Annotated in this window: 23 protein-coding genes; all 23 read right to left on the reverse strand. The window is 37.5% G+C overall.

From position 1 onward, the window contains the following. Positions 1–20 precede the first annotated feature (20 nt). Complete coding sequence (gene yqeK / locus I567_RS11310) at positions 21–578, reverse strand: bis(5'-nucleosyl)-tetraphosphatase (symmetrical) YqeK (RefSeq protein WP_168931361.1); 558 nt, start codon at positions 576–578, stop codon at positions 21–23. Positions 579–600: 22 nt separating this feature from the next. Then, a complete protein-coding gene (locus I567_RS11315) occupies positions 601–1,242 on the reverse strand; it encodes a nicotinate-nucleotide adenylyltransferase (protein WP_248636729.1) in 642 nt (213 codons plus the stop codon). A 13-nt stretch (positions 1,243–1,255) separates the two neighbouring features. Next, the gene (yhbY, locus tag I567_RS11320) at positions 1,256–1,564 is read right to left on the reverse strand and encodes a ribosome assembly RNA-binding protein YhbY (protein WP_016252363.1); all 309 of its coding nucleotides are present in this window, start codon (positions 1,562–1,564) and stop codon (positions 1,256–1,258) included. Positions 1,565–1,580: 16 nt separating this feature from the next. Beyond that, entirely contained in the window at positions 1,581–2,690 is a 1,110-nt protein-coding gene (yqeH, locus tag I567_RS11325) for a ribosome biogenesis GTPase YqeH (protein WP_016252364.1), read from the reverse strand. Then, on the reverse strand, positions 2,683–3,216 hold the full coding sequence (locus I567_RS11330; RefSeq protein WP_016252365.1) for a YqeG family HAD IIIA-type phosphatase: 534 nt from the start codon (positions 3,214–3,216) through the stop codon (positions 2,683–2,685). The genes yqeH and I567_RS11330 overlap by 8 nt, the downstream gene beginning before the upstream one ends. Positions 3,217–3,936: 720 nt before the next feature. Next, entirely contained in the window at positions 3,937–5,379 is a 1,443-nt protein-coding gene (locus tag I567_RS11335; RefSeq protein WP_016252366.1) for an amidase, read from the reverse strand. A 9-nt stretch (positions 5,380–5,388) separates the two neighbouring features. Further along, a complete protein-coding gene (locus tag I567_RS11340) occupies positions 5,389–5,910 on the reverse strand; it encodes an acyl-CoA thioesterase (protein ID WP_016252367.1) in 522 nt (173 codons plus the stop codon). Positions 5,911–6,056: 146 nt separating this feature from the next. After that, the gene (locus I567_RS11345) at positions 6,057–6,788 is read right to left on the reverse strand and encodes an amino acid ABC transporter ATP-binding protein (RefSeq protein ID WP_016252368.1); all 732 of its coding nucleotides are present in this window, start codon (positions 6,786–6,788) and stop codon (positions 6,057–6,059) included. Positions 6,789–6,801: 13 nt separating this feature from the next. Next, positions 6,802–7,491 (reverse strand): amino acid ABC transporter permease, encoded by a 690-nt coding sequence (locus I567_RS11350; protein ID WP_016252369.1) that lies wholly within the window; start codon positions 7,489–7,491, stop codon positions 6,802–6,804. A gap of 15 nt (positions 7,492–7,506) precedes the next feature. Further along, positions 7,507–8,325 (reverse strand): transporter substrate-binding domain-containing protein, encoded by an 819-nt coding sequence (locus I567_RS11355; RefSeq protein ID WP_016252370.1) that lies wholly within the window; start codon positions 8,323–8,325, stop codon positions 7,507–7,509. A gap of 264 nt (positions 8,326–8,589) precedes the next feature. Beyond that, entirely contained in the window at positions 8,590–9,375 is a 786-nt protein-coding gene (locus I567_RS11360) for an acetyl-CoA carboxylase carboxyl transferase subunit alpha (RefSeq protein ID WP_016252371.1), read from the reverse strand. Next, positions 9,368–10,240, reverse strand: a complete 873-nt coding sequence (gene accD / locus I567_RS11365; RefSeq protein ID WP_016252372.1) for an acetyl-CoA carboxylase, carboxyltransferase subunit beta — start codon at positions 10,238–10,240, stop codon at positions 9,368–9,370. Before accD ends, I567_RS11360 begins: the two co-directional genes overlap by 8 nt. Positions 10,241–10,251: 11 nt before the next feature. Continuing rightward, positions 10,252–11,619: an acetyl-CoA carboxylase biotin carboxylase subunit gene (locus tag I567_RS11370; protein WP_016252373.1), complete on the reverse strand. Its 1,368-nt coding sequence runs from the start codon at positions 11,617–11,619 to the stop codon at positions 10,252–10,254. Positions 11,620–11,625: 6 nt separating this feature from the next. Next, complete coding sequence (gene fabZ / locus I567_RS11375) at positions 11,626–12,045, reverse strand: 3-hydroxyacyl-ACP dehydratase FabZ (protein WP_026210000.1); 420 nt, start codon at positions 12,043–12,045, stop codon at positions 11,626–11,628. A gap of 11 nt (positions 12,046–12,056) precedes the next feature. Continuing rightward, a complete protein-coding gene (accB, locus tag I567_RS11380; protein ID WP_016252375.1) occupies positions 12,057–12,533 on the reverse strand; it encodes an acetyl-CoA carboxylase biotin carboxyl carrier protein in 477 nt (158 codons plus the stop codon). Further along, on the reverse strand, positions 12,530–13,771 hold the full coding sequence (fabF, locus tag I567_RS11385; RefSeq protein WP_016252376.1) for a beta-ketoacyl-ACP synthase II: 1,242 nt from the start codon (positions 13,769–13,771) through the stop codon (positions 12,530–12,532). The genes accB and fabF overlap by 4 nt, the downstream gene beginning before the upstream one ends. An 11-nt stretch (positions 13,772–13,782) precedes the next feature. Continuing rightward, the gene (gene fabG / locus I567_RS11390) at positions 13,783–14,517 is read right to left on the reverse strand and encodes a 3-oxoacyl-[acyl-carrier-protein] reductase (RefSeq protein ID WP_016252377.1); all 735 of its coding nucleotides are present in this window, start codon (positions 14,515–14,517) and stop codon (positions 13,783–13,785) included. Positions 14,518–14,528: 11 nt separating this feature from the next. Beyond that, positions 14,529–15,458 (reverse strand): ACP S-malonyltransferase, encoded by a 930-nt coding sequence (gene fabD, locus I567_RS11395; protein ID WP_016252378.1) that lies wholly within the window; start codon positions 15,456–15,458, stop codon positions 14,529–14,531. Between the two features lie 87 nt (positions 15,459–15,545). Then, a complete protein-coding gene (locus I567_RS11400; RefSeq protein WP_016252379.1) occupies positions 15,546–15,782 on the reverse strand; it encodes an acyl carrier protein in 237 nt (78 codons plus the stop codon). A 49-nt stretch (positions 15,783–15,831) separates the two neighbouring features. Next, complete coding sequence (locus I567_RS11405; protein WP_016252380.1) at positions 15,832–16,797, reverse strand: beta-ketoacyl-ACP synthase III; 966 nt, start codon at positions 16,795–16,797, stop codon at positions 15,832–15,834. A 17-nt stretch (positions 16,798–16,814) separates the two neighbouring features. Beyond that, a complete protein-coding gene (gene fabT, locus I567_RS11410; RefSeq protein WP_016252381.1) occupies positions 16,815–17,255 on the reverse strand; it encodes a fatty acid biosynthesis transcriptional regulator FabT in 441 nt (146 codons plus the stop codon). Positions 17,256–17,467: 212 nt separating this feature from the next. Next, entirely contained in the window at positions 17,468–17,698 is a 231-nt protein-coding gene (locus I567_RS11415) for a YkuJ family protein (RefSeq protein WP_016252382.1), read from the reverse strand. Between the two features lie 89 nt (positions 17,699–17,787). Further along, positions 17,788–18,669: an NAD(P)-dependent oxidoreductase gene (locus I567_RS11420; RefSeq protein ID WP_301270995.1), complete on the reverse strand. Its 882-nt coding sequence runs from the start codon at positions 18,667–18,669 to the stop codon at positions 17,788–17,790. Between the last annotated feature and the right edge of the window lie 68 nt (positions 18,670–18,737).

Below are 18,737 nucleotides of genomic sequence, written 5' to 3' on the forward strand. Positions count from 1 at the left end.
CTATCTATAGTAATCTCCTCCTAATGTTTGGCTACATAATAGTTATACGTTTCTATCGTTTTTGGATGAATCGCTTGCCCTTTTGAAATCAAGAATTGTAAAGTATGTGTTAATTCATAGCGCACGGCTGCATCCAAATCCGAAATGGCTAATTCGCGAGCTTCTTCAACTCCTGGAAATTGGCGATTTTTTTCCACATAATCCGCTACAAATATGACTTTATCTAAAAGACTCATTTCTCGTGAACCGGTCGTATGCACACGAATAGCTTGTAGAATTTCTTCATCTTCTACACCTAATTCATCGCGTACAAATTCTGCGCCAACAACGCCATGCCAAATTGCATTATTCCATTTTAGTAAGGCTGGACTGAGCTGTTTGCGTTCAATCTCAAAGATAAAATCATCATCGCTACGTTCTTTAGCGTAATCATGACATAAAGCGGCGATACTGGCTTTATTAGGATCTGCGCCATATTTTTTTGCTAAAGCCACCGCCATCTCTTCTACACCTAGTACATGCACAAAACGCTTCTCGCTCATCTGCATCTGTACTTGTTGCATCAATTCTTCACGCATCGCCGGATTATATTTTGCTACATCAACTTTCAAAATAAAGCCCCTTTTCTAAAATATAATTTCGCACAGCCTCAGGTACAAGATAACGAATCGAACACCCTTGTGCAATCTTTTTACGGATTAAACTAGAAGACAAATCCATCATTGGCGCATCTAACCAAATAATTGGATAAGGGGTATCAATTGTATATCCAGGCCTTTTAACACCCACAAATTGCACCATTTCGACTAATTCATCAATTTTATACCACTTTGGTAAATATTCTACCATATCCCCGCCAATGATGAAATAATAATCCGTATCAGGATTTTGGGCAATCAATGCTTTCATGGTGTCATAAGTATAGCTTTTTCCTTTACGTTGTAACTCGGCTTGTTCGATATCAAATAAAGAATTGTCCGCGATGGCTAATTTTAGCATATTCAACCGGTGTTCAGCCTCAATCGTGTCCTTTTCATCAACATGGGGTGGTAAATATTCAGGCATCAGATAGACCTTTTCTAAATTCAAAGCCGTCCCCACTTGATCGGCAATTAATAAATGCTGATTGTGAACCGGATTAAAATTACCGCCTAATATACCTACTTGCTTTCTTGACTGCGTCGTTTGTACTTGAATTAATGGTTCAACTTCAGTGATAAACTTTGCTTTCAAACAATTCATCCCTCATCTAATCTTACAATAATTTCAATTGTTGCGTCAGGCGTTGGTATTTTTCTTTACTTGAAGCTTTGTATAACACAATGACCCGCCCGATGACTTGTACGACTTCACTGTTTGTCGCTTGTGCAATCTCTAATGCGGCTTCATCTGCTACTTCATCGGTATTTTGTAACAATGAAACTTTGATTAATTCGCGTTTTTCTAGCGCTTCAGCAATTTGGGTATTCATCGCAACGTTTACGCCACCTTTACCAATTTGAAAAATCGGTTGTAAATGATGGGCTTGACTTCTTAAAAATCTCTTTTGTTTTCCCATTAACATATCTTTCTCACTTTCTTTATATTAATGCTTTACGAACAATAACGTCGACTCCCTTAGGTGCATATCCAGCTACAATTCCTGGTTGGCGAACTGTAATCCAACCAAGCCCGGCAAAGACGACATCTGTTTTTTCTTTAATTGCAAATTCAAAGCGCACCAATTCTGGAAAATCAGCGACTTCCTCTTTTTGCGGTGGGGTTAATAAACTACCCACATGTTTTTGGTAAAATTCATCTGCTCCTTGCATTTTGGTACGATGAATATTTAAATCATTCGACACATAAGCGACAAATGAACCTTTCTCACCGCTCACATAGTCAAATCGTGCTAAACCGCCTAAAAAGAGCGTTTGACCTTCGTTTAGCTGATAGACTTTTGGCTTAATTTCTTTTTGTGGTGCAGTTAGTTTCAAATCTTTTTTCCCTAAGTAATGCGCCATTTGATGACGGTGGATAATCCCCGGTGTGTCAATTAAAAAATGTCCATCATCAAGCGGAATTTCAATCTTATCTAAAGTCGTTCCTGGAAAACGTGAAGTCGTAATCACATCTTTCACATTGGCAACTTTAGCGATAATTTGATTGATTAAAGTTGATTTTCCAACATTGGTTACACCTACAACATACACATCACGGTCCTCGCGGTATGCTTCTATTTTTTCTAGTACTTCATCCATTTCATGAGCTTTTTTGGCACTTGTGAGTAAGATATCTATCGGACGCAAACCTAATTCATGGGCACGTTCTCGCATCCATTGGGTTAATTTCCCACGTTTTAATGATTTTGGCAAGACGTCCACTTTATTGCCAATCATTAATACTGGATTTTTACCAACAAAACGATGCAAACCAGGGATAATCGAACCATTAAAATCAAAAATATCCACGACATTGACAATTAAGGCGTCATGCTCCCCAATTTCATTTAATAAGCGCAAAAAATCGTCATCAGTTAGGGAGACATCTTGAATTTCGTTATAATGACGCAATCTAAAACAACGCTGACAATAGACTTCATCATTAGCAATTCCTTTTTCTAGCGCGGACTTAGGTGTATATCCTAACTCGCTGGGATTTTCTGTTTGGATTTGTGCGCCACAACCAATACAATGTAAGGCTTCACTCATTTTCAATTACTCCTTTCCAAATCATATCTTGATGTTTTTTCAACAAATGATTCATCACTACTTTTTCACGCATCCGATTGATTCTCGTATTCCAAGCATCAGTTTTGACAATCGGTTTTACCAAAACGCTACGTACGTTGGCCGCATGAGAAGCACGTATATCAGTCATTAATTGATCGCCTACCATAATGACTTGTTCAGGCTGTAAGTTTAACTGTTTCATTGCTCGACGAATCCCTAAGCCAAATGGTTTCATCGCTCTTGAAATAAAATCAAGGCCAAATGGTTTTACTGCCCGTGCGACTCGGCTAGCTTTATTGTTAGAAACAACAACCACCGGAATATTCGCTTCTTTCATTTCTTCTAACCATGCACGTAATTCAGGTGTACCATCCGGATTATTCCAAGCAATCAATGTATTATCTAAATCCGTCAAAACAGCCTTTATCCCTAATTTTTTCAATTGTTCAGGGGTAATTTGATAAATCGACGACACCATCCAAGTCGGTTTATATTTTAAAAACATAAATACTCCTATCTACAAAAATTTAGGAGCATCTCATGCGGACACTCCTTGCTAAATAAAAATTATACACTATTTACTTGTGAATTACTAGCAAAAAAGGATGAGCAGCCAGTGATACGTATAAAATGATGTATGGGAAAAAAAGCAAATAGTTTTCCACCTTGGTAAACATAATAATTACTTTGGCTCTTCACGAGATGTATTCTTAATCGTTTCTCTCATCATCTCTATAACCTTATTTACAGCATACCCTTAACTGCCGTGTTGCCTATCTTTTTCCACCATAAGCAATTTTTCCGATAATTGTATCATTTTTTCTTTTCTGTTGTGGCTTTCTATCTGCATAATAACGATACCTCCCATTTGATTAACTTACTTTATCAATATTATCCTCATTGTTTATTCTCTAGTCAATTTTATTATCCATGAATACATTCTTAAAATCAAAAAAACAAAAAATCCGATAACTTTTAAGCTAAGTACCTATCTTTACTGACCACACTGCTTGACAAAGAGACACGTTACCAAAAAGAGGCTGACCCAAAAGTATTTTAGCAAGATAATTAAAAAAAGAAATCCTTTTGATGAAATAAATAATTAATAAAAGACAAAGAAAATCCGAATGTTCAACTTGATTACTCATGAAGTCAACAATGAACGTTCGGATTATTTATATACTCATTTTTTATTAGAGACTAATGGGTCAGCCCCTTTCGCACATTATTCAATCGTAAATAATTTTGCCTGTTCCAATAAAGCCCCCACCATCAACAGAAGATCTTCACGTCCTTTAGAAGCCATAAATTGAACACCTACTGGCAAATCATTCACTCGACCTGTTGGCAAACTGATTGCAGGTTGTCCAGTTAAATTAGCTAATTGCGTATATGGCGTAATAGAAAGGCTTTTAGCAAACATATCATAGACTAGTTTTTCTTTTTCTTTCGGGGATAATTCATGTGCAAATCGTAATTTTTCCCCAATCTTAGGAGAATAAAATTCAGTATCGACACTCGGAGCTACTTGCGCTGTACTAGGAGTTAAGAATAAATCATACTCTTTAAATAGGCTTTCTGTTTTCACTGCTATTTCATCCCAATATTGCAGACTTAATACATAATCGCTCGCTTTTAAATCAAGCCCGAATTGATACATCGCCCAGGTCATCTCTTCCATATCTTGATTCGTTAATGGTCGCTTTAATTTTGCCTGCATTTCTTGAAACATCGCTGCCGTATCTGCTGCATTCATTCGATAATATTGCTGCATCAAGGTGACCATATTCGCTGGATAAGGAACTTCCTCTACATCAAAGCCCTCTTTTTGCAAGAAGTCAACTATTTTAAGCGTCTCAGCTCGTATACGATAATCTAAATCACTTACTTTATTATTCAAACAATAAGCAATACGAAGAGGATAACGAACCGCCTTTTCATAATGCATCCATTCACGTTTTGGTGCTTGATAGGGTGCTTCTGGTTGACTCGTTCGCAAATTATAAAATACATTCTCTGTATCACGAATAGATTTCGTTAAGGCAAATGCTATCGAAGCACCTTGCCATGAACGCCAATTTCCTGGCCCCACTGGCATACTTCCACGGGTCGGTTTTAAACCAATCAAGCTACAAAAACTTGCTGGAATACGAATGGATCCGCCGCCATCACTTGCTGTGGCTATCGGTAAAATCCCACTTGCCACTAATGCTGCAGCCCCACCACTGGACCCGCCAGCAAATCGTGTCGTATCAAAAGGATTTAAGCAATTCCCGTAAAGTTTAGAATCCGTAATATTTTTAAACCCATATTCTGGTACATTGCTTTGACCAATTGGAACAAAGCCTAAATTTTCAATTCCTTGTACAAAATAATCAGTCACTTTCGCTTTATTTTCAGCTAAGAGTAACGATCCCGAAGTACTTGGCCAACCTTTTTTCGATTGCCCCAAAGCCTTTAAAGCAATAGGTAATCCTGCAAAAACAGTTCTACTCAATTTATCCTGATTTTTTCGATAATTTTTTTTTGCTCCAGATAAATCAAGATAGGTCCAAGCGTTTAGTTTTGGCTGTAATTGATTGGATTTCGTTTCAATATCTGTAAGCAATTCCTCAAAACTAAGCTTTTGCGCACGTAATAATTCGGCCATCGCTGTAGCATCTTGCATAAAAATCACCTACCATGGAATTTCTGTTGATAACTTAGCCGCAAAATCTTTATATTGATTTCGTTCGGCTAATCTTGCTTGCCTGCGCTTTTCATAACCCGCACAAACCATTTTTTCTTCTTCCGTTTCTGGAATAACAGCTGGCACCTGGAATTCTTTTTCTCCATTCATAAAAGATGGCACTGCGACAAAAGTAGTAAAACAAGTGGCAGCTAAATAACGTTCACCAGTAACTAAATCTTCGCCCACAACTTTTACAAAGACTTCCATTGATTTATGATGCGCACCACTAACAAAGGTTTCAATACATGCAGAATGATTTGCATGTAAGGGCTTTAGAAAATTTAAAGAATCAATTGACGCCGTGACCGCACCACGCCTACAATGTCTTGAAATAGAAATCGACGAAGCATCATCAATCCACGCTGTTAATTTACCGCCATATAAAAAGCCAAATGGATTAAGGTCAAAAGGAAAAATGCGATGGGTTTGAATCACCTTAGACTCTCGACAAAATTTACGCTCTCCCATAAAACTCACCAAACTCTCTATAAAATAATCATTGTCACAAATGATTATACAAAAAATTAAACAAAAAGTATAATATCCAAGCCTGATTTTAGCAAAAAAAGAACCTTAAGCCCTAAAAATATTGCTTAAGATTCTTAAACTATAATCTATAAAACTTTACTTAAAAAATCTTTGGTACGATTATGCTGTGGATTGCCAAAAACTTCTTCTGGCGTCCCTTCTTCAACAATGTATCCACCATCCATAAAGACGATTTTATCTCCGACTTCTTTGGCAAATCCCATTTCATGCGTTACGATTACCATGGTCATCCCTTCTTTAGCAAGTCGTTGCATGACGCCAAGTACTTCCCCTACCATCTCAGGATCTAGGGCTGAAGTTGGTTCATCAAACAGCATCACATCTGGTTTCATTGCCAAGGCTCTGGCAATCGCAATTCTTTGTTGTTGCCCACCAGATAATGACTGCGGATAGGCATTGGCTTTGTCCGGCAGCCCCACTGTTTGCAATAACTCTTTGGCATAAGTTTCAGCCGCTTGTTTATTTTCTTTTTTGACCTTTACTGGTGACAAGGTAATATTGTCTAATACGGACATATTAGGGAATAGATTAAAGTTTTGGAAAACCATCCCCATTTTTTCACGCATCTTAAAGATATCATTTTTTGGATTGGTAATATCTTGGCCTTCAAATAATATTTGTCCAGAAGTTGGTGTTTCAAGCAAATTCATACAACGTAAAAAGGTACTCTTACCTGAACCAGACGGACCAATAATGACGACCACTTCACCTTGTTTGATCTCATAATTAATATCTTTTAAAACTTCATTATCGCCAAATTTTTTACTTAAATGTTCAACTTTTATAATTGTTTCCATCTGAAATCCCCCTCTATTTACGATAGCCTTTTCCTAATTTTTTCTCCCAGGCATTCAAAATTCTTGAAGTCGTGAAAGTCAAAATAAAGTAAATGGCTGCAGCGACATATAAAGGAGTCAAAGGAATATAAGAAGAACTAATCACAATTTGAGCACTATTCATTAATTCATAGATACCAATTGTTGATAATAGTGATGAGTCTTTAATTAACACAATGAACTCATTTCCTAAAGGTGGTAAAATATTCCGTAAAGCTTGCGGTAAAATAACATAACGCATGGCTTGAGCTGGACGTAAACCTAGTGAGGCCGCGGCTTCTTGTTGACCAAAATCAACCGCGTTAATTCCCCCACGAACGATTTCCGCTACATACGCCCCAGAGTTCAATGAAATGGCGATAATTCCTGGAAATAGTCGGCCAAAATCAAGACTCAAAATACCTAAATCAACAGTAGGTAGTTTAAATAATCCTTGAAGCAAGCCAAATGCGATTAAAATTTGCACAAGCATCGGTGTACCACGCAACACTTCAATGTAAATATTAGCAAACCAACGTAATGGCTTGATTTTTGATAATTTCATCAAAGCAATCACCACACCAATGATGGTCCCTAAAATGACAGTAATCACTGAGATAATTAAAGTGATGATTGTACCCGATATAAAATACGGATAAAATTCCTTTAAGAAAGAAAAATCCATTGTTAAAACTCCAATCTATTTGCTTGCTTGTTTATCAGCAAGTTCTGTATTCTTTTCGATGAATTCATTAATCTTGTCTTCATCTTTTAACTTATTGATTACTTTATTAATTTTTGCTTTTAATTCTTTGCTATCTTTTTTCAAAGCGATGGCATATGATTCGTTATCACTTGATTTTAATTTTGCATCCGCGATTGCTAATTCAGGGTTTTGTTCTACATAAGATTTGGCAACGGCACTTTCTAATACTAAAGCATCAAGAGAGCCTTGTTTCACTTCAACAATTAAGTTAGGCACTTTTGCCAATGAAACTAATTGTGCTTTTGGTAATTGACTCGTTACAACAGATTCTTGAACAGAACCTTTTTGGGCGCCGACTTTTTTATCTGCTAATGCTTTCACATCGGCATATTTTTCAGCATTTTCTTTCTTCACAACAACTAATTGTTCTGGAACAAAGTAGTTTTCAGAAAAGTCAAATGTTTTCTTACGTTTATCTGTTGCAGAAATTCCTGAAATCGCCACATCTGCTTTACCTTGATCAAGAGCGGTTAATACTGCGTTAAATTCCATATCCATAAATTCAACCTTAACGCCTAATTCTTTACCGATTTCATTTGCTAAATCCACATCCGCACCGACAATTTTATCTTTGCCGTTCACTTTAGTATGGAATTCAAATGGTGCAAAGTCTGCAGAAGTTGCAACTTTCAATACCTTTGCATCTTGAATTTGTTTTAATTGATTGCTACTTTCTTTTTTGTCTGAAGAACCACAGGCAGCTAATGCGAATGTTAATGCTGCCACACCTACTAAACCAAATACTTTTTTCATATGAGACACTCCTTATTTTTATGCATTTTTATTTAATATTCCAACTATATTATGCATATTAACACATAATCTTGAAAAAAGAAACTAAAAAATGCAAAAAAATTGAATATTTTTTCATCGTTTTTTTGGTAACGTTTTCTATTAATAACTAAATTATTCGCATAATACTAAGAAATTATGCCATTCAATCAACAATTAATATTTATGCAAAAACAATATACAAAAAAAGCGAAGAAGCCTAGTATAAGGTTCCTTCACTTTCACTTAATATTTTCTAAATCTTTGATAGCGTCGTTTGTGTAATTCGTCCACTGATAACTGACATAATTGCTTCAAAGTATAGACTAATTCGATACGCACTTGAGCGATGATTTCTTGATGGGTCAAAGCTCTTTCTTGCATGACTTCAGGAATCACTTTATCAATAATCCCTAATTCCTTTAATTCTTTTGCTGTGATTTTCATTAATTCACTGGCTTCATTTGCTCTTGAACCATCTTTCCATAATATAGAAGCAAATCCTTCTGGTGAAAGTATCGCATATATAGCATGTTCCATCATCCAAACCTCATCGCCTAGTGCCAAAGCTAAGGCGCCACCACTACCCCCTTCTCCGATAATAATGGCAATAATCGGTACTTTTAAGTCAGACATTTCAAGAAGATTCCTAGCAATGGCTTCCCCTTCACCACGTTCTTCTGCACCAATCCCACAGAAGGCGCCAGCGGTATTAATAAAGGTAATCACTGGACGATGAAATTTTTCAGCTTGTTTCATTAATCTGAGCGCTTTTCGGTAACCTTCAGGATGTGCCTGTCCAAAGTTGCGTCGGAGATTTTCTGGTAGATTTTTACCTTTTTGGATTCCAATAACAGTCACCGGTTTTTGATCTAACAAGGCAATCCCGCCAACAACAGCTTCATCATCAGCAAATAGCCGATCCCCATGAAATTCTTGAAAATCAGTGAATACTTGTTCAAAAAGGTCTAGAGCAGTCAGACGATCTTGTTTACGAGCTAACTTGACAATTTCAGCAGCTGTCTTACTCATTTGACAACCATCCTTTCTGCGTATGAAGTTTGATAAGGGTACTTAAGCGTGTGCGCAACTCATTTCTTGGGACGATTTGATCGATAAAACCATGTGCCAATAAAAATTCAGCCTTTTGAAAATCATCAGGTAGTTCTTGTTTTAAAGTTTGTTCAATCACACGTCGGCCAGCAAAACCAATTAACACCCGTGGTTCAGCCAAAATAATATCCCCTTGCATGGCAAAACTTGCAGTAACCCCACCAGTTGTCGGATCTGTCAGTACCGTAATATAGCATAAACCAGCATTGCTATGCGCCTTTACTGCAGCAGAAATTTTAGCCATTTGCATCAACGAAAAGATTCCTTCTTGCATCCTAGCTCCACCAGAAGCGGTAAATAAAACGACTGGCAAGGACTTTTGTGTAGCATATTCAAAAAGACGCGTAATCTTCTCACCCACAACGGTCCCCATACTGCCCATAATAAAGTTCGCATCCATGATACCAATCACAATGGTTTGTCCATCAATTTTAGCAATTCCCGTTAAAACTGCCTCATGTAAGTGGGTTTTACTTTGCATTTGACTAATTTTTTCTTGATAGCCGGGAAATTGTAAGGGGTCTTTGGTGACTAAATCAGTATCAAATTCAACAAAACTTTTTTTATCGACAGTAATCGCTAGTCTTTGCCAGGCGTTTAGTCTAAAGTGATAGCCACAATTGGGACAACTTTTTTCTTGTCCAATCTCTTTCGTATAAATGGTCTTTTTACAGTTGGGACATTTAGCCCACAAATTATCAGGTACACTAGGCTGATTTTTGGGGTGTTCTTCACGATTGGGTGAAATACGAATATAATCTTTTTTCTTCCTAAATAAAGCCATTTACTCACTTCCTAGTTCAAACTTTCTTGCCAAGCGGGTAAAAATGTTTCTTGTAAAAATGAAGTATCATAATCACCAGCAATGACATTGGGATGACTAATCAAGTCCATTTGAAACTCAGCGTTAGTCGTGACACCATCAGTTACTAATTCACCAAGCGCACGTTGCATCTTCATCAGTGCTTCAAAACGCGTTTGACCATGCACGATAATCTTGGCAATCATCGAATCATAAAATGGTGGAATAGCATAACCCGAATACATCGCGCTATCCACTCTTAACCCCATGCCGCCACTTGGTAATAGTAGATTTTCGATTTTACCAGGGGCAGGGGCAAAATGAAAGGCTGGGTTTTCAGCATTAATCCGACATTCAATCGCATGACCACGCAACTTAATATCTTCTTGTTTAATGGTTAATTTTTCACTAGCAGCTACTTCGATTTGTTTTTTCACCAAATCAATCCCTGTCACCATCTCAGTAATAGGATGCTCTACTTGGATACGGGTATTCATTTCCATAAAATAAAACTGACCAGACAAATCCATCAAAAACTCAATCGTCCCAGCATTTTCATAAGACACCGCTTTTGCTGCTTTGACCGCAATCGCACCAAGTTTTTCACGATTCGTTTCAGAAATCACAACAGATGGTGATTCTTCTAATACTTTTTGATTATTGCGTTGTAAGGAACAATCACGTTCACCAAAATGAAGGACATTCCCATATTTATCGCCTAACACTTGCACTTCAATGTGTCTAGCTGGATAAATAATTTTTTCTAGATACATTTCATCATTACCAAAGGCGGATTTTGCTTCTTGTTGGGCAGAAGTAAAGGCACCTGGTAATTCAGCTTCAGATAATACTTTACGAATGCCCTTACCACCACCACCTGCCGCAGCCTTCAGCATGACAGGATAGCCCACTTGATTGGCAATTTCTAGTGCTTCTTTGACATCGACAATCGCTCCATCGCTTCCTGGAATGACTGGTATACCTGCTTTTTTCATCAATTGGCGCGCATGAATCTTATTCCCCATTTCATCAATGGTTTGGCTTTTGGGACCAATGAAGGTGATATGGCAAGCCTCACACATTTCAGCAAACTGACTATTTTCTGATAAAAAGCCAAAGCCTGGATGGATGGCCTCCGCTTTCGTCAAGACCGCAGCGCTTAAAATTTGTTGTTTATTTAAATACGATTCGCTTGCTTTACTTGGGCCAATACAAACAGCTTCATCGGCTAATTCAGTATGCATAGCTTCTCTGTCAGCTTCAGAATACACCGCCACCGTTCTTATTCCTAATTCACGACAAGCGCGAATAATTCTGACCGCAATTTCTCCACGATTTGCAATTAATACTTTTGAAAACATTTGCCTCTATCCAATCATAAATGTGAGCTCGGCTTCAGCAACTTTTTTGCCGTCTACACGCGCAATTCCCTTACCTAAGCCGGCATTTGCTTTAATTTTTAGAATCTCAACTTCCAAAATCAAAGTATCTCCAGGTGTTACTTTTTTGCGAAATTTTGCTTTATCAATCCCACCAAAATAGGCAGTCTTTCCTTTAAATTGTGGTAATGATAATAAAGCAACTGCGCCTGCTTGGGCCATAGCTTCTACAATTAAAACGCCAGGCATCACAGGCTCATGTGGAAAGTGCCCTTGAAAGAAAGGTTCATTGATTGTCACATTTTTCTTCGCCACAATTCTTTGCCCTTCCATTAATTCCTCAACACGATCAATAAGTAACATAGGATAACGATGTGGAATGATTTCTTTGATTTGTACAATATCCATTAATGACATGTTTATCCCTCTTTTACAGTAAATAATACTTGGTTATATTCAACCATTTCTTCGTTGGAGACATTTATCTCTACAATTTCACCATCAATGTCACTCGTAATTTCATTCATGACTTTCATCGCTTCAATAATGCAGACGACTTCCCCTTTTTTGACCTTATCGCCAACTTGCTTAAATGGGGCTTTGTCTGGAGATGGTTTTAGATAAGCCACGCCCACTAATGGCGATTGAATGGTCAGGACATCTTCTACCACTTTGTTCGTACTTTCTGACGCTTGAACTGATGGAGTAGTGCTTTGAGAACTTGGTAATTCTGTCACTCCCACTGATTCTTGTTGGATGGGACTAGAGTTAAGCACAACACGATTTTGCTCATTTTTACTTAGATAAAGCGAAACATCTGCTTGCTTTAAATCAAATTCGCGCACATCAGAATCATTAAATAGCAAAAATAACTCTTTAATCTCTGCTAAATTCATGCTTCATCCTCCCATCGTTTCAATAAAATAACCGCATTGTGACCACCAAAACCAAGTGAATTACTCATCGCATAATCAAAAGTCGCATCCATTGCTTGATTTTTAACTACATTTAAAGTAATTTCTGGATCTTGCTGGGAAACATTAATCGTTGGTGGAATAAATTGATGTTGCAACGCCAATAAAGTCGCCACTGCTTCAACACCGCCTGCAGCACCTAGTAAATGACCGGTCATCGATTTGGTAGAACTCACATAAGTATTTAAATAATTCTCACCCAAGCCATAATGAATCGCCACTGCTTCAGACTTATCATTCGCCGGCGTGCTAGTCCCATGTGCATTGATGTAACCAATCTTATCAGGTGTGACATTGGCTTCTTGCATGGCTAATTTCATCGCTTTACCGGCCCCAGAACCATCTGGATTAGGCGCAGTCATATGATAAGCATCACAATTTGCCCCATAACCGACCACTTCACCCAAGATAGTCGCCTTTCGAGCTAAAGCATGTTCTAAAGATTCAAGCAGTAATACACCAGCACCTTCTCCCATCACAAAGCCATTGCGATCAACATCAAACGGAATCGATGCATGGTTAGGATCCTCACTTGTTGATAGTGCAGTTAAAGAAGCAAAACCGGCAATCCCGATTTCACAAATAGTTGATTCAGAACCACCCGCTAACATCACATCGGCATAACCATGCTTAATATTTCTAAAAGCTTCACCAATCGAATGCGTTCCGGAAGCACATGCAGTTACGGTAGTCGTACAAATTCCTTTTGCGCCCACACGTAAGGCAATATTTCCTGCAACCATATTGGTAATCGACATTGGGACAAAAAGAGGTGAAACACGTTTGGGGCCTTTTTCATTCATCCGCGTAACTTGCTCTTGAATTGTAGGCAATCCGCCAATCCCTGAACCAACCATCACCCCAAAACGATCCTGGTCAATGTTTGTTACATCCAATTTTGCCATTTCCATCGCATCTAAAGCCGCATGGATACCATAAATCGAGAACAAATCCATCCGTTTTAAATCTTTTTTGACAAAATATTTTTCTAATGGGAAATCCTTGACCTCACCTGCTACATGTATTCCTGTCTGGCTAGCATCGAATTTCGTAATCGGGCCAATCCCATTTTTACCAGTTTTTAAACTATCTAAAAAGCTATCCGCATCATTACCAATTGGCGAAACAATACCATAGCCTGTAATTACGACACGAGTCACTTGAAACACTCCTATCCATTCATCACTAATCCACCATCAACATTAATCACTTGGCCTGTAATATAAGGACTCTTCGCTAAGAAAACTGCAGTATTTGCAATATCTTCTACTTGACCAAAATGTTGTAATGGTATGTTTTTTGTCATCTCTTCACGAATTTTGTCACTAAGCTCGCTAGTCATATCTGTTTCGATAAAACCAGGGGCAATCGCATTGCAAGTAATTTTGCGTGGGGCAATTTCCCGAGCGACTGTCTTCGTAAATCCGATTAACCCCGCTTTACTGGCTGCATAATTCGCTTGACCGACATTTCCCATTAACCCTGAAACACTCGAGATATTAATAATTGTTCCTTTTCGTTGCTTTAACATACCCATTAATAATTGCTGTGTCATGTTAAAACTGCCTGTTAAATTCACTTTCAAAACTTGTTCAAAATCTTGTTCATTCATTCTTAACATCAATTTATCATTGGTAATTCCCGCATTATTGACCAAAATAGTCACAGGAGCAAATTCATTCGCTTGTTTGACCATTTGTTTGACTTCCTCTGAATTAGAAATATCTCCAGAAATACCAATACAATTCACACCTAAAGCCTTGATTTCGGCAATGAGTGCTTCACTGACTGGGCGTCGACCATTTAAGATAATATGCACACCTTGTTTCGCAAATGCCTTGGCAATCGCTAGGCCAATTCCTCGTGTACTACCTGTGATAAATGCTGTTTGTCCTTTTAAATCCATTTTTACCTCGTTTATTTTCCTTTTTCCGCTAATAACACTTGTAACGTCTCTTCATTTTCAACACGAAACAGTTGAATCGACTTATCTATTTTCTTTATAAAACCTGATAAGACCTTGCCAGGACCTACTTCAATCATTTCCGTAATCCCCATGCTTTGTAAAGTGGCGATACTTTCATAAAAGCGAACCGGTGATTGAACTTGCAATTCTAATAAATGTGCGATTTCTTCTTTAGGCACCACTTTTGCAGTTGTATTACTAATAACCGGTATTTTAGGTGCATGGAAAGCCACTGTTTGAAATAAGTCATGTAGATTTCTTCCAGCTGGCCGAAGCAAAGCCGTATGGAAAGGGCCACTCACATTTAACTCGATCATTCTTTTGACACCCGCACGATGTAATAAAGTCACCGCTTCATCTACCGCGTCCACTTCACCACCAATAACAATCTGATTGGGCGTATTATAATTAGCTGGGGCAACCACTCCTAAATGACTCGCTTTTTGACAACATTCTTCTATGGTTTCAATCGGTGCATTCATAATTGCCACCATTTTTCCTGTGCCAGTTGGAGCGGCTTGTGTCATATACAGACCACGTTTTGCAACAATCTTTAATGCTGTTGGAAAATCTAAAACCTCGCTAGCAACTAAAGCCGTGTATTCTCCTAAACTTAATCCCATGACTGCATCTGGTTGTATTTGATATTCAGATAACAAACGTAAAATAGCCACACTAACCGTCAAAATTGCTGGTTGGGTATATTGCGTTAAGTTTAATTGTTCATTTTCTTCAAAACATAACTTCTTCATATCTATACCCAAGATTTCACTTGCTTCATTAAATGTTTGATCAACAATCGGATATTTTTCAGCCAAATCGCGCCCCATTCCAAAATATTGTGCGCCTTGTCCACTAAATAAAAAAGCCGTTTTTGTCATACCTAGCTCCTTCACTCTATCAGGTGTTTTTTTCTAGCAATTAATAGTGAAAAGACAGGAAATGGTGTTTCTCCTGTCTTTATTTGATTAATTTTGGTTATTTGCCACAAAGTTAACTAAATCTTCTACTGTTTGGATGCCTTCTTCTGTTTCGATTTTAACATCAAATGCATCTTCAATTTCATTAATCACTTGGAATAAATCTAAGCTATCTGCCTCTAAATCTTCTTGTAAATTCGTTGTTAATAAGATTTCTCCAGCTTCTTTATCTAATTCCTCTGCAACAATTTCTTGAATTTTTCCAAGAATTTCTTCTTTAGTCATTATATAATCCTCCAAAAATGTTTTTTCTAAATTTATTTGTTTACGATTTTTAAATGGTTGTTAAGATATGTCCGTAACTTAAGCCCCCACCAAAACCGGAAAACACAAGTTGTTGATGCGAATTCATCTGGATTATTCCTTTTTCTACCGACTCCGATAATAACAGAGGAATCGATGCTGCCGATGAATTACCATAATATTCCATATTTTGCAAAAATTTTGCGCGGTCCACCTTTAATTTCTTCGCCATAATATCAAGAATTCTGACATTGGCTTGGTGTAAAAGAAAATAGTCAACGGAGTCTTTAGCTTCTCCTAAAAATTCGTCTAAGCTATTTGCTACCGTTCGTGTCGTAAAATCAAAAATATCACGGCCCTTCATGTTTAACTTATCAGAAATCATTTCTTGGGATAAACGAAAAGGACTCTGATTGGCAATAAACCCGCTCGTTAATGACTGTGCATAATGACCATCTGCATAACAGCGACTTTTGATAATCCCAAATTCTTCACTCGAACGTACGAGTACTCCCGCGGCAGCATCACCAAATAAGACACTTGTTGTGCGATCTTGCCAATTCACTACTTTGCTTAAGGTCTCCCCACCGATAATCATTCCGACTTGACCCGCTGGCAAATCATGAAGCAATCCTTTAGCTGTGTGCAAGGCATAGACAAACCCCGCACAAGCAGCTGTAAGATCAAAAGCGAAGGCCTGATGCGCATCTATGGCTCCTTGAACTTGACAAGCAACCGATGGACTTTGATAATCAGGTGTCATCGTCGCCACCAGAATAAAACCAATTTGTTCAGGAGATATGTTAGCTTTATCTAATAGTTGACGTGCAACATTGATGCATAGATCAGATGTATTTTCTGTTTCAACAATGTGGCGAGTCTTGATACCTGTTCGCGAATAGATCCATTCATCAGAAGTATTCATCATTTTGGACAAGTCTTCATTGGTGATTATTTTTTGGGGAACATAATGTGCAGTTTGAAAAATTTGCAACACAATGATACATCCTATTCTTACTTATATTCTTGTAAAAATGAATGTAAATTATTCAAAGCCTTGAGCAATGCTTGTGACTCCGCTTCATCCATTCCTACTAATATAGCCTTAATCATTTCGCGATGAAAATGTTGGTGTACGCGATATAATAATCGGCCTTTTTTTGTCAAACCTAATTTCACTACCCGGCGATCATCTTCACTGCGAATTCTTTCCACATAGCCTTTTTTCACCAACTTATTAATGGCGATGGTCAGGGTACCCACAGTAATGGACAATTCTTTTGCAACTTCTGAGGTGGTCTTTTTCTTATACATACTAATCGCTTCAATCGTATGCATTTCTGTAATTGATAAATCATTGAACTGGGACTTCTTTAGCTCAGATTCTTCAATCACCAAGATATCATTAAATACATCGACTAATAACTGATTAATTTGTTCGTAATTATTTTCCATATTGCTTTCACCTAGATAGTTTGATATTCAAAAGATTTGATAATCAAACTATATCTAATCTCCTTTCATTTTGCAAGCCTTTTTTGCAAATTTATGTAAAAAATTTTGATATTCAAAGTTTTTAAAGAACAAAGAAAAGATGCAAAATAACTATCTAATCAAGCTATCTTGCATCTTTAGATAAACTAAGACATGAATTTTTTCAGGCTTAATTATTGAATTAAATCATAAATTTCCATCGCCACGATATCGATGTTATCAAATTGGTATGGTTGATTTGATTCTGCTTCAGTTAATTCAAAAGTTTCTGTTGAGCTATCGTAAGTCACGATACATTTCTCAACACCTTCTTTTTCAAAACGACGAACTTGCACCTCGCTGTCTTGTGCTTCAATCATCGCTTCTAAACGTCTAATAATGGCGACTAATTGCGAACTTTTCATCCGACAATCCTCCCTTTAATCATTTCTGTTATATTGTATCAAAAACCATTGGAACTTGCATTAATTTTCCGTAAATTCCTTACCTTTTTTTAAGGTTTTTTTCCTTCATGCCAGAATAATTTAATTAAACTTTGTGTGCCATCATTTTCAAAGCCTAACTCTGCCAGTTGTTCATACAATTCGTAAGCCTTTTGAGTTGCAGGTAAATTTAAATCCATCTTCTTCGCTTCATCTAAGGCAATTTTTAAATCTTTAATAAAGTGTTTTACAAAAAATCCAGGTGTAAAGTCTTCTTTTAAGATACGTGGACTGTAATTAATCATCGACCAATTAGAGGCACTTCCACCAGCTAAAGTATCTAAGACTTGCTCTAAATTGAGGCCAGCTTGATTCGCATAGACTAACATTTCCGTCATACCGGTCATTGTTCCGGCAATCATAATTTGGTTGGCCATCTTAGTGTGTTGACCTTTTCCGGCAGTCCCTTGATAGTTAAAGGTTTTCCCAACAATTTCAAATAACGGTAAAATCTTATCATAAACCGCACGATCACCACCAACCATAATCGTTAAGGTCGCATTTTTCGCACCTAAGTCTCCACCAGAAACCGGAGCATCTAAGCTATCTGCACCTTTTTCTTTGGCTGTTTGATAAATTTTTTCAGCTAGCGTAGGGGTACTCGTCGTAAGATCAACCAAAACTTTTCCCTTCACATCTGCTTGAAAAATACCTTGAGGACCATAGTAAATTTCTTCTACATCTTTTGGATAACCAACCATAGTAAAAATAACTTCTGCTGATTCAGCTACTTTTTGTGGTGTTTCTGCCCAAATTGCACCATTAGCGACTAATTCATCTGTTTTTGATTTGGTACGATTATATACAAATAACTCGTGACCTGCTTTTTGTAAATGACCGGCCATCGCTTTACCCATCACACCCGTACCGATAAATCCTAATTTCATGTCCATTCCTTCTTTGTATTTTATTTTTCACAAATTTATTATACAAAAAGAAAGTATCTAAGACAAAGACAAAA

Origin of the sequence: Enterococcus cecorum DSM 20682 = ATCC 43198 (genome assembly GCF_000407565.1) — a bacterium.
Classification (GTDB): domain Bacteria; phylum Bacillota; class Bacilli; order Lactobacillales; family Enterococcaceae; genus Enterococcus_E; species Enterococcus_E cecorum.